The sequence below is a fragment of the Pseudanabaena minima str. Chao 2107 genome (assembly GCF_051131155.1).
GTDB classification, from domain to species: Bacteria; Cyanobacteriota; Cyanobacteriia; order Pseudanabaenales; family Pseudanabaenaceae; genus Pseudanabaena; species Pseudanabaena minima.
In genome coordinates, this window is record NZ_CP159508.1 from 3729250 (window position 1) to 3743762 (window position 14513).

Consider the following 14513-nt stretch of genomic DNA (forward strand, 5'->3'; position numbering starts at 1 on the left):
AAAATCTCTTGTGGTTCGTTAAAAGAGTCTTGCCATGCAAGACTCTTTTAAGAATATTGAAGATTATAAGGTCTACCACCCAAGTAAAACTGCCAATAACAATAAGCCAATAAAACCAGCGCCAGCATAGGTAATCCCTGCGCCGATTTGACCAATAATTGCGGGTGGATTCTTTTGCCATTCCCAACGCAGATAATCCAATCTTGCCGCACCTCTATTGCCTTTATAGACTTGTTTTGGCAGGCGATCACGATAGTCCGCACCATACCTTGTCATGTGAGCAAAGGTAACATCGCCCTTAGTGCGCTGAGGCAAGATCCGCCGACGTTGATAGGGAACGATGCTATCACCAAAGTTATTGAGATATTCTTCACTATTCAGTAATTCATCTACAAAAGCTTCAATACCTTTGGTGGCAATCACAATCGACCAAGCAATCTTTTCGCGATCGCTATAGACATTACGCCCAAGAATTCGCTGAATGCAAATCTCCGCAAAGCGATAGTTATTATTGCAATCGAAGGTCAACCGTCTGAAGGAATCAGACAATACTAAGCCGCGAATAAATCCTCTCACCGTAATTTGACGCGATCGCAATTGAGACTCTAGAATTACTTGGCGGTGTTTGTCTAGCATCTGCTGTTCGTTATAAACTTGCCGATAGGCCGCACTAATTAAAAAATCCAACTCAGTACTAGACAATAAATTGTCAGTGGTGAAAAGCCGAGGTTGTTCATCTCCAGCAATTTCAAAGCTATCTACACGATGATTTTGAGATAAAGGTTTGTACTCTAACAATGGAATTGACATGAATGGTTTCCTAAAAAATTACCTAGTATTGAATTAGTCAGCCAGTTGAAATCTGGTTTTGAAATTACTGTATTTAACCCAGTAATGCTTTAAATTGTGATGAGAAATATGTAAACTTGCCTTTGCCTGATATCGAACAACTTGGCAACGTTCTCCAACTCAAACCTTGCGATCACATCTAAAGCTAAAGAACCTGCCTTACACACCCCTACCTCTATGAACAGATCATGGACTATAGGTAAGGCAGGAGGATTGGAGAAAAAATGGGGTGTTAAACTACCTCAGTAATGCTGACAATTTTGCCAGAGGTACGGTTAATCCTTTGAATTTGAGCAGTCATATTGTCGCCCGCAACCAAGTAGGTACTAGTGCTGACACGACGGCGGGTATCAAATTTAGAACCCTGAACCACAATTTTGAATTTTTTCTTATTGGCTTCACCCGAACCGCCGAGATTGGCACTGGCTGGTGAAATTTTGTTGCTGCTGTTGGTAGCGACCTCAAAAACTAACTGTGAAGACTTAACCGCACTGCTAATTTGGGAATCACCACGATTAAGCGCATACATACGGTTAAACGTCACTTGGCTTTGCCCTGCTTCAGTGTTGCTACGATTAAAAGGAACCACATTCTCACCAAAAGCAGTTTGATATTCGTCACTATCAATATAGGAATCAATTTCAGCATCGTAGCCCTCGGTCACACATCGTATAATATGCTCGGAAATCTCTGCTTGAGACTGGGGAGGGCGACCGAGAAAATGCATAAAATTCAATTCCACAAAGCGGTAAGGAGCGCATGAGGTGAAGTAGCGATCGCGATAAAATTCAGATTTACCAATCGCCCGCACAAATTCTCTTACCGATATACTGCGATCAGTTAACTGCGACTCAGCTTTAACAAAGCGCTCACTTTCCATTATGTGAGGATTACCCAATACTTGTCTGTAAACAGCACGAATCACATTCTGAATATCATCAGTGGAACATAGTTCCACAGGACTAGCATTGATGACGATACTACCCATTGAAATCCTCCAAGTTTAAAGTATTTGCTAACATTAGAATCTACGAGCTTTTAGTACTCATGTTCTATTTCCTAGAATTAAAAATTGCATTTATTTAAATCAAAGTGCTGTTGACAATCAAGCCTTTTTCACAATGAAATTTGATAGTCCCATACCCAAAGTAAGGAAACTAGTTAGGAAAGTGTAAAGAAAACGGAAAGATTGACCCTAGGCAATAAATCTTGATGTTCCGTTACATTTATTTGAATTAACTAGCTTCAATATGTGATATGTCGATTCGCTTAATCTGAATGGAATCGTATTTTGGTAGCAAATTTTTGTAGAATCAGAAAAGTTTGATCGCGTCTCGCAAAAAATCCATTCTATGAGGATTCTTCTAGTTGAAGATGATATTCGCCTTGCCGAAACCTTGGCAGAAGCGTTAACTGACGAGCGCTACGTTGTGGATATTGCTGCTGATGGCAAATCTGGATGGCATCAAGCTCATTCCCTAGATTACGATTTAATGATCTTAGATCTGATGCTACCAGAATTAGATGGCATAAGTCTTTGCCATCAGTTGCGATCGCATGGGTTCAACTTGCCTATCCTTATGCTCACAGCCTGCGATACGATCAACGATGAAATTAACGGGCTTGATGTAGGAGCCGATGACTACATTGTTAAACCAGTAGACTTGCAAAAACTATTTGCGCGAATTCGTGCTTCGTTGCGTCGAACTAGCTTAAGTGCCTCACCAGTTTTGGAGTGGGGGCAACTACATCTCAATCCCAGTACTTGTGAAGTGGGCTATGGCGAAAATCCGATCCATCTAACCCCAAAGGAATATTCTCTTTTAGAATTACTGCTACGCAACGGTCGGCGCGTCTTGAGCCGCAGTGTGATGATTGAACATGTATGGTCTTTAGAATCTCCTCCTGAAGAACATACCGTAAAAGTACATATTCGCAGTCTCCGCCAAAAGTTAAAAGCCGCAGGGGCTAATGAAGACTTGATTGAGACCGTTCACAGTATGGGCTATCGTCTCAATCGGATCTAATTAATAGGTAGTCCTAAAAAGGAAAGGATTTATGGTGGTAAGGATAGGCGACGCTTCGCGCCGCCTATCCTTACCTATTTAGCACTACCAATTAATATCAATTCATGAGAGTGGGATCATACTGTCGTGAATTGAAGCCTAGACCCAGTAAGCATTTTTAAATTAAGAAATGGCTATACCATCGCCTACAGTGCTTTGCGCTCAAACCCAAACCGAGCAATTTTTTGAAAGGCTTGCGAAGCAAGCCTTTCAAAAAATTGCTTCTGGTTTGTTTGATCAGCAATTGCTGTAATTTGATATCAACCTAAGTTCGGCAAAGGTGTAAAAAGGTAAAAATCATAGAGATATTGCTAAGATTAATACCTAGAGTCACTTTGTTAGCTTAGGGTATAGATTAAATGACCAGTCTGTTTCTGGAACGTCTTCACAGCAGCGATCGCCCTGTCATTGTCTTTGATGGTGCAATGGGTACAAACTTGCAAGTCCAAAACCTGACCGCCGAAGACTTTGGTGGCTCAGAGTATGAGGGTTGCAACGAGTATTTAGTGATGACGAAACCTGAAGCAGTCGCCAAAGTGCATCGCGACTTTTTGGAGGCGGGGGCTGATGTAATCGAGACGGATACCTTTGGCGGTACGTCGATCGTTTTGAATGAATATAATTTGGGGCATCTCGCCTATGAACTTAGCAAAAAGGCAACAGAATTAGCCAAGTCTGTCGCTGCTGAATTTTCTACGCCTGAGAAACCCCGCTTTGTGGCGGGATCGATCGGTCCAACCACCAAGTTACCGACTCTGCTCCATATTGATTTCGATACGATGAAGGAGTCCTTTATCGAGCAGATCGGAGGTCTGTACGATGGTGGCGCGGATCTATTAATTGTCGAGACTTGTCAGGATGTCCTGCAAATTAAGGTCGCACTCAATGCGATCGCCGAATTTTTTGACAAGAAAACTGCCGAAGGCAAGCCCCGCATTCCTGTGATGGTTTCGGTCACGATGGAAACTACTGGCACAATGCTTGTCGGTTCCGATATTTCCGCAGTTGTGACCATTCTCGAACCCTATCCCATCGACATCTTAGGGTTGAACTGCGCCACAGGTCCCGACCTGATGAAAGAGCATATGCAGTATTTGAGCGCCCATTCGCCTTTTGTGGTTTCCTGCGTCCCGAATGCTGGCTTACCTGAAAATGTGGGTGGACAAGCTTTTTATCGCCTCACTCCCGATGATCTCAAAGGACATCTAGCCCACTTTGTTGAAGATTTAGGCGTGCAGATTATTGGTGGTTGTTGCGGCACAAGACCCGCCCACATCAAGGCTCTAGCCGATGCTGCGAAGACTCTCAAACCGAAAAAACGCGAACCTCTAGTCACTCCTTCGGCGGCTTCCATTTATAGCTCTCAACCCTATATTCAAGATAATTCTTTCCTCATTGTCGGTGAAAGATTGAATGCTAGCGGTTCTAAGAAAACTCGCGATTTGCTCAATGCTGAGGATTGGGATGGACTGGTGGCGATCGCTAGGTCACAAGTCAAGGAAGGCGCACATGTTCTCGATGTGAACGTGGACTATGTGGGACGCGATGGCGTGCGGGATATGCATGAACTTGTCTCTCGCCTCGTCACTAACGTTACTTTGCCTCTGATGCTCGACTCCACCGAATGGGAAAAGATGGAAGCAGGGCTAAAAGTGGCGGGTGGTAAATGTATTCTTAATTCCACTAACTACGAGGATGGTGAAGAACGCTTCTGTAAGGTCGTAAGTCTTGCCAAGCAATACGGCGCAGGGATCGTCATCGGTACAATTGATGAAGAGGGCATGGCAAGAACTGCGGACAAAAAGTTCCAAATTGCTTCCCGTGCTTACAAACAAGCAACGGAAGAATTAGGAATGCCCCCTAGCGAAATTTTCTTTGATACCCTCGCCTTGCCGATTTCCACAGGTATCGAAGAAGATCGCCAAAATGCAGCAGCTACCATTGAGTCCATTCGACGCATTAAGGAAGCGATGCCCGAAACCCATATTTTGCTTGGGGTTTCCAATGTTTCCTTTGGTTTAAATCCTGCTTCACGGATAGTCCTCAATTCCGTATTCTTGCATGAAGCAATGAAAGTAGGCATGGATTCGTCGATTGTCCATGCTAGTAAGATCGTGCCGCTTAATCGCATTCCTGAAAGAGAATTAGAAGTAGCGCGTCAACTCATCTTTGATCAGCGTCAATTTGATGGCGATATCTGCACCTACGATCCCCTTGGCGAATTTACAAAGCTTTTTGAAGGGGTTTCGGCAAAGCGGATTAAAGTAGTCGATGATAATCTCACGATTGAGGAGAAACTCAAAAATCATATTATTGATGGCGATCGCATTGGTTTAGATGACGCACTCACCGAAGCACTCAAAACCTACGAACCATTGACAATCATCAATCAATTTCTTCTTGATGGCATGAAAGTAGTGGGCGAACTCTTTGGGTCAGGTCAGATGCAACTTCCCTTTGTACTGCAATCCGCCGAAACCATGAAATCTGCTGTTGCCTTTTTAGAGAAATTCATGGAAAAAGCCGAAGGTTCCAATAAAGGCGTATTCCTGATTGCCACTGTCAAAGGTGATGTCCATGATATTGGTAAGAATCTTGTCGATATCATTCTCTCCAACAATGGCTACAAAGTTGTCAATATCGGCATCAAGCAATCGGTAGAGAATATCATTCAAGCCTACGAAGAATGCAAGGCAGATTGCATTGCTATGAGTGGCTTGTTGGTTAAGTCCACAGCATTCATGAAGGATAATCTACAGGAATTTAATAATCGCGGCATTACTGTCCCCGTCATTCTCGGCGGCGCAGCACTCACACCCAAATTTGTCTATAATGATTGTCAGAATGTCTATAACGGCAAGGTGATCTATGGGAAAGATGCCTTCTCTGACCTGAACTTTATGGATAAATATATGCCTGCCAAGGCTGAGGGTAAATGGGAAGATGGTAAAGGCTTCTTAGATGAAAATCTTGCCCTTGATGAAGTATCGGAGACTACTGAAAGTTCGACAACTGCGGCTGAGGATAAGGCGAAAAAAGAGGCGGCTTTGGCAGAACGGTACTTGGATATTGTGCGATCGGAGGCGATCGATACCAATATCCCCCGTCCCAATCCTCCCTACTGGGGAACCAAGATTCTCCAAGGTGCAGATATTCCCATTGAGGAACTATTTTGGAATCTGGATTTGCAAGCACTCTTTGCTGGTCAATGGCAGTTCCGCAAGCCTCAAGGTCAGTCCCGTGAGGAGTACGATCTATTCCTGCAAGAAACCGTTTATCCAATTCTACATACATGGAAAGAGCGGATTATCAATGAGAAGTTACTAGCGCCAACCTCAGTCTATGGCTATTTCCCTGTGCTTGCAGAAGGAAATACGGTCTATGTTTACAATCCTCAAGATATCGACAACATCAAGAACGCTGAGCCAATTAATTCCTTTGTGTTCCCTCGCCAAAAGTCTCAACGTCGTCTCTGTATTGCCGATTTCTTCTCGCCCAAGGATTCGGGAATCGTTGATGTTTTGCCCTTGCAAGCGGTCACCGTTGGACATATTGCCACTGAGTTTGCTCAAGGACTATTCAAGGCGAATCAATATACCGATTATCTCTATTTTCACGGCTTAGCCGTACAGATGGCGGAAGCAGTGGCAGAGTGGACACATACACGCATTCGCCATGAACTTGGATTTGGTAGTGAAGATCCCGACAATATCCGCGATATTCTCGCCCAGCGCTATCATGGCTCTCGCTATAGTTTTGGCTATCCCGCCTGTCCAAATATGCAGGATCAGTACAAGCTGCTCGATTTGCTCGATGCAAAGCGTGTTGGGTTAGAAATGGATGAGAGCGAACAACTCTATCCTGAACAGTCAACAACTGCGTTGATTGTGCATCATCCCGTAGCTAAGTACTTCAGTGCTTAAAAAATTGGTATTCAATTATGCTGAAATCCCTCAAAATCGAAAATTTTCGTTGCTTTCCATATTTCGAGATGGGACAACTAGGAAGGTTGAATCTCATTGTTGGCACAAACAACAGTGGCAAAACTTCTATTTTAGAAGCAGTCCAATTACTTACTTCTCAATCTCACTTTGAAATATTAGAAATATTAAAAAGTGTTATGACTAGACGTGATGAATGTATCAATAATGAAAATGGTGAGAATGAATTAGATATTCGCCATCTTTTTAGTGATCGCACAATTCATGCAGGAAGTAAATTTTCAATAGGAGAGATTCATAATGATTTAGAGAAGATTGCTGTTTCTTTGTCCTACATAGGCGAGAATCATTTGGTTTCAGTGCGGAGTTTAAAAAACAATCCTATGCTCACTGGCGGTATGGAATCGCACTTACCTGATCTAAGAGGATTTGAGATAAATATTGAGAAGCTGAGTGTCAATCTCAAATTACCGCTATCACCCAATGATGGACTTTCCTTTAATAGCATAAGTGGGTTTCGCAAAGACCTCAGAAATATGCCGACAAGAACTCAAGTCATTGGACTAGGTTCTCTAACGATGGAACAAACTATTGAACTTTTCGATAAGATTGTTCTTACCCCAGAAGAAGATTATGTTACAGAGACTATTCAATTATTAGAACCAAACATTAAAAGGATTGCTGTTACAGGTTTTGAGCATACAAAACAGAATATTTCACATCGCAGCTTTATGGCTAAGCTTTCAAATAAGGATCGCATACCAATTGGCAGCATGGGCGATGGTGTGTGGAGAATATTAGGTCTAGCTTTAGCGATTGTAAATGCGAAAGATGGCGTTTTGTTAGTTGATGAAATTGATACAGGGCTACACTTTACAGTAATGTCTGATATGTGGAAAATGCTCTGGGAAACCGCAAAACGCCTTAACGTCCAGATTTTTGCAACTACTCATAGTAATGACTGCTGGAGGAGTTTAGCGGATATTGCTAATGAAGACCATCCAAGTGAAGATGGAATTACAATTCATCGAATTGAGAAAGGAAAACCACACAGTATTGTATTTACTGAAGATGAAATCGTGATTGCATCTCGTTCCAGAATAGAGGTGCGCTAAATCATGAGTAAAATCTTATTGCTTGTAGAAGGGAAACAAGAATATCTTGTCATCCCTGAATTAATGAGAAGAAATGATGTGAGCATGAGAGATGATATCCCTGAAATTATTCCATGTAACGGTGCTTCAAATTTATTAAAAGAGATTCCTGTCCGATTGAAAGAATCTTCTCTTTCTGTACTTGGAGTAATAGTGGATGCAGATGATAATCCTGTCGGGTGTTGGGATAGCATCAAGCACGCTGCTAGAAAGATTATTCCTGATTTACCTAAAAAATTGCCAGAAGATGGATTAATTCATGAAATTGCTAACGGAGTCCGATTTGGGGTTTGGATTATGCCCAACAATAAAATGCGCGGTATGTTAGAGACTTTTCTGGCTGACATTATCCCTGAAGGTAATGAGATAACATGGGAATTTGCAAAAGAGTCTGTAAGGGAAGCAAAAAATAGAGGAGCCAAATATACGCCTAAACAAATTGACAAAGCCAATATCTATACTTGGCTAGCGTGGCAAGATCCACCAGATAAAGCATTGCATTTAACAATGTGGACAAGTTTTGCTCCCACGCATCCTAATGCTCAGAAATTTGTGAAATGGTTTAAGGATTTGTATGGGTTGTAAGCGATCGCTGAAATGTTTTAAAAGCTTTGCAAAGCAACGCTTTTAAAACATTTCGTGGTTATGAGTCCATAAGCCATCAGGTTGAGCAATACCTGCAAATTTAGTGACTTGTGCTAATTCCATAAAATACGCCCATGCCATCCCCAGAGACTCTCCTTGTAAATCAAAAACCTCTATTAGTCGCCGATCATATAAATTCTCATGAGAAGCCCGATCACTTTGATAATCCTCTAGCTCATCCAATGATTCTAAAATACTTGCATCAGGAAATGAGAGCAGATATCCATGCACTTGAGCATTACCGACAGTCATCGCAGGATAGCCCATCGGCAACACAAATAAATCGCCATAGGCGATCGCCTGTTGCTGAGAATGGAATTTGCCAGCGCAATATGTTTCAAAATTAGCTTCATTTGGTTTGAGAGTCCCATAGACAAATACGTAACATAGTGCAGTATGTGAAGAATCTTGATCCATCTTTGATCCATTTTTGAAATGATTGAAAATCCCTGAAAGCTTTTGGTGATGTGCTAGGATTACTTCAATGTAATCTCGTGGAGTTACTATGGAAAGCACTCAAGTAATGGTTAAGCCTGATGCTACCACATCTCAACTCGTTCAATCAATTCCACTTAGTCTACCCGATCATACCCAACTGCCAGAATCTGATGGAACCTTTGTGAAAAATTTTCAAGAGCATCCACAAAGTATAGTTTTAACTAGTTCTATTGAACCAATTTTACAAAAACTACATCCTGATGGAAACTATTGTATTGGGCAAGATAGTGGCATCTATTGGCGGCTAACTGAACCTGCGGAAAAAGGGGCAGAAGCTCCTGACTGGTTTTATGTTGGAAATGTACCGCCATTAATTGACGGCGAATATCGTCGTTCCTATGTACTGTGGAAAGAGTTTATCGCTCCATTAATTGCAATTGAATTCGTCTCCGGCAATGGTGCAGAAGAAAGAGATGCGACACCCCCCAATGACAACCAAAAAGCAGGTAAATTTTGGGTTTACGAACAAGCAATTCGGATACCTTACTATGTCATTTTTGACGCAAGGAGAGCCTTGCTGGACTGTTATCATTTAGTTGATGGTCGCTATGAGAAATCCGTACCTAATCAACGTGGGCATTATCTGATCGCGCCAATGGGTGTGGAACTGGGGCTTAAAAATGAAGGTGAGACTCTTTGGCTGCGTTGGTGGGATCAGTCTGGGAACTTATTACAGACGGGTGACGAGCGGGCAGCGCACTATGAAGCGATCGCAGAGCAGGAACGTTTGGGCAAACAACAGGCTGAAGCGATCGCAGAGCAGGAACGCCAACAAAAGCAAAAGTTAGCAGCTTATTTAAGGTCAATCGGTATCGATCCTGATGCCATATCCTGATGCCATATAAATCTTGACTTTATGCTGATGCGATCTCCCTTTCATAATAGCTAGCATTATCTAGATGCAAGAGCGGCGCGAAGCGCTGCCCCTACTCACAAATCATTAGATCACTATCGAAAAACTTCTTAGTTCGGGGTTGAGTACAAAACGCTGAAAATGCTACACATAGGAAATACTGTTAATGAGTAATGACAAAGATAGTTTTAAAGACAAATTTGCTTTCAAAGTGGAAGGCTTTGAATCTCTAGTGGATGATGTTAAGCAATTACTAAATCTTGATCAACTCATCGATCTTGCTCAAAAACTGGATGAGAAGCAGAAATCTGGCGAAATTCATACTGAGGTAAATGTTACTTCCCGTCCATTATCCAGCATTCCCCGACGCGGTAATATTCCCCGATCGCCTCGTGCTGCTACAGCAACAGGTGGAAGCAGTGAAGTCACTTCCCCTGATGTGGTCAAACCTGAAAAAGATAATTCTCCAACCGAAAAACCACAGGCGATCGCGGAACTAGTAGGCGGATTAGGTGACACCCTAGCGCAGTTGCGTGATTTAGTTGAAATTCCCCTAAAGCGTCCTGATATTTTAGCTAAGTTAGGACTAGAACCACCTAAAGGCATTCTCCTCGTTGGGCCTCCCGGCACTGGCAAAACTCTAACAGCGCGATCGCTTGCAACTCTGTTGGGCGTAAATTACATTGCGATCGTGGGACCAGAAATTATTAGTAAATACTACGGTGAAGCCGAAACTCGGTTACGTCAGGTATTTGAGAAAGCTGCCAAATCTTCACCCTGTTTGATTTTTATCGATGAAATAGATGCTCTCGTTCCTAATAGGGCAAATGTAGAAGGAGAAGTGGAAAAGCGTCTAGTGGCGCAGTTGCTCGGCTTAATGGATGGATTTGCCGAGACTAAGGGAGTAATCGTGTTAGCAGCGACCAATCGCCCCGATGCGATCGATCCTGCCCTCCGTCGTCCTGGACGATTCGATCGCGAGATTATTTTCCCCATACCCGATCGCCATGCGCGTCGTGAAATTCTAGAAATCCATACGCGCTCAATGCCTTTGACTGGTGATGTGGATTTAGATGAGATAGCCGATCGCGCCTATGGTTATGTGGGAGCCGATATTAAGGGGCTTTGCCAAGTTGCAGCGACTAATGCTTTGCGGCGACAAGTAACCAGCGTGGCGGATATTCCTGAAAACCTTGATGTGAATCGTGCAGACTTTGAATTTGCGTTAAAGCAGGTTCACCCCGCCGTATTGCGATCGCTGCAAATTCAAGTTCCTACTGTGCAATGGTCTGAAATCGGTGGACTGGCGAAAGTTAAGCAAACTCTTCAGGAAGCGGTAGCAGGCGCATTAGTTGATCCTGCGCTCTATGCCCATACCCGTGCTAAGGCAACCCGTGGAGTCCTCCTCTATGGACCACCAGGGACAGGCAAGACTTTACTGGCTAAAGCGATCGCCACTCAAGCCCAAGCAAATTTTATTGCCGTTGCGGGTTCGGAACTACTAACTAAATGGGTTGGAGCTTCTGAACAATCGATTAGACAGTTATTTGCTCAAGCACGTCAGGCATCTCCCTGCGTCATATTTATTGATGAGATCGATACGCTTGCACCCGCAAGGGGTAGCTATCAAGGCGACAGTGGAGTAAGCGATCGCGTGATTGGTCAGTTACTAACTGAACTTGATGGCTTGCAATCGGCTGAAGGACTATTGGTAATTGGCGCAACCAATCGCCGTGATTTTATCGATCCTGCACTATTGCGATCAGGGCGCATCGAATTGCACATGATGGTCGATTTACCTGATCGCGACAGCCGCAGTTCGATTTTAGAAGTACATAATCGCGATCGCCCCCTTGGCGATCATATCAATTTAGATGTTTGGGCTGACCGTACCGAAAATTGGAATGGAGCCGATCTCGCTTTTTTAAGTAATCGGGCTGCTATTTTTGCGATCCGTCGTCATCAGCGTGATGCTTCTAATCTGCTTGAAAATCTCAAGATTACCAATGAAGATTTTGAGCAAGCTTTTGCCGAACTTCTCGAACAACGAAACTAATATTCAAAAGTCCAAATCGCCCACCCTTTGGAAATAACTGTAATGACATAAGCTGAGGAAAGTCGGCTAGTAATTTTTTGGACTTCAGCCCAGTCAAAACTAGTGCGAAATAGACTATAGGTAAAGCCGTTGTATGCGATCGCCGCTACGGGTTTATCCAAATCTTCAACTTTAATATGGTGATAGCGAATTTCCGCAGGCGTAATTACAAAGTTAGTTGTTTTCCCTCCCAACCGAAATAGCTCATCTTCATCTAAATAGGCGTTTTCATTTTTGTGATCGTTCATAAAAGCATCTAGCGGCTTAAAAGTATTCTCTTACTTTAACTTACTGCACTTTGAACTGAGATATAGCTGTCACCACCAGTATTAACTCATGTTATAGCTACCGTCGATTGTGCTAGTACAAAATCAAAACCCAAGAAGAGAATGGCGGCGCTTCGCGCCGCCATTCTCTTCTTGGGTTTTATGTCCTCATACATTTGGCGATAGCTGTACATAGAACTCAGATGATGAATCTCTTGCTGCTAGAAAAGCAGGGCAACCAAGGGGGACTTGCCCCTACCCCAATAATTTAGATTTTGTACAGGCTGTGACCCCGTGCCAGCCCTTGATTTCTATGATCGCAGGCATTACTTCTACATAATATCAGTATTAACCCAAAAGCATGAGGTGGTGATCTGTGCTGCCTCATACTTTTTGGGTTTTACGGAAAATCGGAAGAGAATTCTTGTAATTCTGTCATCACTTTCTGGACATCGATCGCAATTTGTAAAGTCGTATCAAAAATGCGTCCATACTCCTTGGCTCGATTATTGATCTGGATCGCTTCAAAAGCATTTAAATCAATATCAAAGCGATCGGGATGAAAGTCAGGATGCTCCCGTAAAATCCGTTCAGTTTTGAGGGCGCGAACAATGTCATTGCGAGTCATTCTTAAAGCCGAGATCGCTGATTCCCTAGACTCTAATTTAATTGGATTGCCTGCATCTTGTAACTGATCGAATACATCAATATCACGGATCGTCTTATTGCATTTGTCAACTTCCGTAAATAGACGCAAAATAACTTTGGGAATACCTTTTTGGCGATGTAAATTTTTTGACATTCGCCATTGCTGCATAATTAATCTTGTGAGCAATAAAGCAATAATTCCGCTAGCGATCGCCAATCCAAGGCATAGTAAAATCATCCCTAAGGGCGCTCCTGTCAAAACATAAAGCGAATAAATAGCTGCACCTAAAGCCACACAAAAGAAAAGTACAGTTACTTCCACGAATTCGATCGCTAAGCTCAACGCCCCCAATATCAAACTAATCAAAAAGATCACCCCTGCAATCCGTAGTGGCGGCAAAAAGATGCTAGCAAATGAGATAAAGTTAATCGCGGTAACCCCTAAGGCGATCGCACGTTGGATCTTGATCTGTCGTGAAGTCAACTTTAGTGATGGCAAAATCTGTTGGCGATCAAAACCTGTCAATTCCAATAGCTCTGCTTCCGAAATTAATAATCTTTCTAGATCGGTTCTCATAATTGTCGCCACCATCATTTTTGTGAGGACTGACAAGGGGCTTAAGCCACTTGTCTTGGCTGTTAATAACTTTGTAAAAAAGCTATTACACCAATTTTCGATCAAGCGAACCAAGAGATGTTTTGAAAGTGTTGCTTCGCAACACTTTCAAAACATCTCTTGGTTCGGGTTACAGCGCTTTGCGCTTCAACCCGAACACACTCTAGCCGAGTAGCTGGATATCACTGAAGATAATTTCGTAGTTTTTAGTTTGACCTTGCTCGTTAGATTGCACAATTTGTTTGGTCATCACATAGTAATTACCGAGCTTTTCGTAGATATCCTCAAAACGAGCTTGACGCACGATTTCATCATTCATTGGATTACGAAACACCGCAGTATAAAGAGATGAGATATAACCTTCGCCAGTATCCAAGTGACCAAGGTGATTAATCACAAATCCAATCCGTCCCATCACGCGGCTGACCATTGAGATCTCTTTGCCACGGACTTTGTAGTTTGATCCCATTGAGTCACCAGTAACCAAGATTTCTACGGCTCCCGACTCATCGGTTGCGCCAAGATTAAAGGATGATTTGCCATGGGCTTCGTCAAAGGTTTTACGCTTGCGATGGGTCACTACATCTCGTAGTTGGTTGTATAGCCATTCTTGACCTTCATCCACAGAAACTGTCTTTTCTTCGCCGCTAGGGGTGCGGGTGGTGCGCTCAATCAGTTGTGGTTCGTCCATACTTACTTCAACGGTCAAGTCTGGCGCAATTTTTGCCTTGCCAGTACGGGCTACGCCATCGATCGCTACGGATACATTGGCAGTTAAGCCTGGAAAATTATGATCCCATGTATAGCGATTTTCGTAAGCAGCCTGAAACAGGTCACGGGCGCTAGTATCAGATTGAGTATTAGGTGCTGCTGTAACCATTT

12 protein-coding genes are annotated in these 14513 nt (G+C 43.0%); 6 read left to right on the forward strand and 6 right to left on the reverse strand.

All coding sequences use genetic code 11. From position 1 onward, the window contains the following. Positions 1-72: 72 nt before the first annotated feature. Positions 73-810, reverse strand: a complete 738-nt coding sequence (locus ABM313_RS17065) for a phycobilisome rod-core linker polypeptide (RefSeq protein WP_434684358.1) — start codon at positions 808-810, stop codon at positions 73-75. A 271-nt stretch (positions 811-1081) separates the two neighbouring features. Then, positions 1082-1837, reverse strand: coding sequence for a phycobilisome rod-core linker polypeptide (locus tag ABM313_RS17070; protein ID WP_434684359.1), 756 nt, complete (start codon positions 1835-1837; stop codon positions 1082-1084). A 364-nt stretch (positions 1838-2201) separates the two neighbouring features. On the opposite strand from ABM313_RS17070, the gene ABM313_RS17075 reads away from it, so the two are divergent. From ABM313_RS17075 to ABM313_RS17090, 4 genes are all read left to right on the forward strand, one after another. Further along, a complete protein-coding gene (locus tag ABM313_RS17075; protein WP_434684360.1) occupies positions 2202-2876 on the forward strand; it encodes a response regulator transcription factor in 675 nt (224 codons plus the stop codon). A 398-nt stretch (positions 2877-3274) separates the two neighbouring features. Beyond that, positions 3275-6838 (forward strand): methionine synthase, encoded by a 3564-nt coding sequence (gene metH, locus ABM313_RS17080; RefSeq protein ID WP_434684361.1) that lies wholly within the window; start codon positions 3275-3277, stop codon positions 6836-6838. 17 nt (positions 6839-6855) lie between these two features. Then, positions 6856-7971, forward strand: coding sequence for an AAA family ATPase (locus ABM313_RS17085; RefSeq protein WP_434684362.1), 1116 nt, complete (start codon positions 6856-6858; stop codon positions 7969-7971). Positions 7972-7974: 3 nt separating this feature from the next. Next, positions 7975-8595, forward strand: a complete 621-nt coding sequence (locus tag ABM313_RS17090; protein ID WP_434684363.1) for a DUF3226 domain-containing protein — start codon at positions 7975-7977, stop codon at positions 8593-8595. Between the two features lie 42 nt (positions 8596-8637). On the opposite strand, the gene ABM313_RS17095 is transcribed toward ABM313_RS17090, so the two are convergent. Next, entirely contained in the window at positions 8638-9072 is a 435-nt protein-coding gene (locus ABM313_RS17095) for a gamma-glutamylcyclotransferase family protein (protein WP_434684364.1), read from the reverse strand. An 88-nt stretch (positions 9073-9160) separates the two neighbouring features. Between ABM313_RS17095 and ABM313_RS17100 the strand changes: the two genes are divergently transcribed. Further along, positions 9161-9988, forward strand: a complete 828-nt coding sequence (locus ABM313_RS17100; RefSeq protein ID WP_434684365.1) for a Uma2 family endonuclease — start codon at positions 9161-9163, stop codon at positions 9986-9988. A 184-nt stretch (positions 9989-10172) separates the two neighbouring features. After that, positions 10173-12062 carry an AAA family ATPase gene (locus tag ABM313_RS17105; protein ID WP_434684366.1) on the forward strand — a complete coding sequence of 630 codons (1890 nt, stop codon included), beginning with the start codon at positions 10173-10175 and terminating at the stop codon, positions 12060-12062. Here the strand turns inward: ABM313_RS17105 and ABM313_RS17110 are convergent. The 3 genes from ABM313_RS17110 to ABM313_RS17120 all read right to left on the reverse strand — a co-directional run bounded on the left by ABM313_RS17110 (position 12059) and on the right by ABM313_RS17120 (position 14511). Further along, positions 12059-12349: a hypothetical protein gene (locus ABM313_RS17110; protein ID WP_434684367.1), complete on the reverse strand. Its 291-nt coding sequence runs from the start codon at positions 12347-12349 to the stop codon at positions 12059-12061. The two genes, ABM313_RS17105 and ABM313_RS17110, sit on opposite strands and share 4 nt — an antisense overlap. A gap of 418 nt (positions 12350-12767) precedes the next feature. Beyond that, positions 12768-13628, reverse strand: a complete 861-nt coding sequence (locus tag ABM313_RS17115) for an NfeD family protein (protein ID WP_434684368.1) — start codon at positions 13626-13628, stop codon at positions 12768-12770. Positions 13629-13794: 166 nt separating this feature from the next. After that, positions 13795-14511 carry a DUF3386 domain-containing protein gene (locus ABM313_RS17120; RefSeq protein WP_094530250.1) on the reverse strand — a complete coding sequence of 239 codons (717 nt, stop codon included), beginning with the start codon at positions 14509-14511 and terminating at the stop codon, positions 13795-13797. Positions 14512-14513: the final 2 nt, after the last annotated feature.

Coding starts and splice junctions, on each gene's coding strand:
- ABM313_RS17085 (WP_434684362.1), top strand. CDS start 6,856: ATGCTGAAATCCCTCAAAATCGAAAATTTTCGTTGCTTTCCATATTTC.
- ABM313_RS17065 (WP_434684358.1), bottom strand. CDS start 810: ATGTCAATTCCATTGTTAGAGTACAAACCTTTATCTCAAAATCATCGT.
- ABM313_RS17070 (WP_434684359.1), bottom strand. CDS start 1,837: ATGGGTAGTATCGTCATCAATGCTAGTCCTGTGGAACTATGTTCCACT.
- ABM313_RS17090 (WP_434684363.1), top strand. CDS start 7,975: ATGAGTAAAATCTTATTGCTTGTAGAAGGGAAACAAGAATATCTTGTC.
- ABM313_RS17105 (WP_434684366.1), top strand. CDS start 10,173: ATGAGTAATGACAAAGATAGTTTTAAAGACAAATTTGCTTTCAAAGTG.
- ABM313_RS17120 (WP_094530250.1), bottom strand. CDS start 14,511: ATGGTTACAGCAGCACCTAATACTCAATCTGATACTAGCGCCCGTGAC.
- ABM313_RS17100 (WP_434684365.1), top strand. CDS start 9,161: ATGGAAAGCACTCAAGTAATGGTTAAGCCTGATGCTACCACATCTCAA.
- metH (WP_434684361.1), top strand. CDS start 3,275: ATGACCAGTCTGTTTCTGGAACGTCTTCACAGCAGCGATCGCCCTGTC.
- ABM313_RS17095 (WP_434684364.1), bottom strand. CDS start 9,072: ATGGATCAAGATTCTTCACATACTGCACTATGTTACGTATTTGTCTAT.
- ABM313_RS17110 (WP_434684367.1), bottom strand. CDS start 12,349: ATGAACGATCACAAAAATGAAAACGCCTATTTAGATGAAGATGAGCTA.
- ABM313_RS17075 (WP_434684360.1), top strand. CDS start 2,202: ATGAGGATTCTTCTAGTTGAAGATGATATTCGCCTTGCCGAAACCTTG.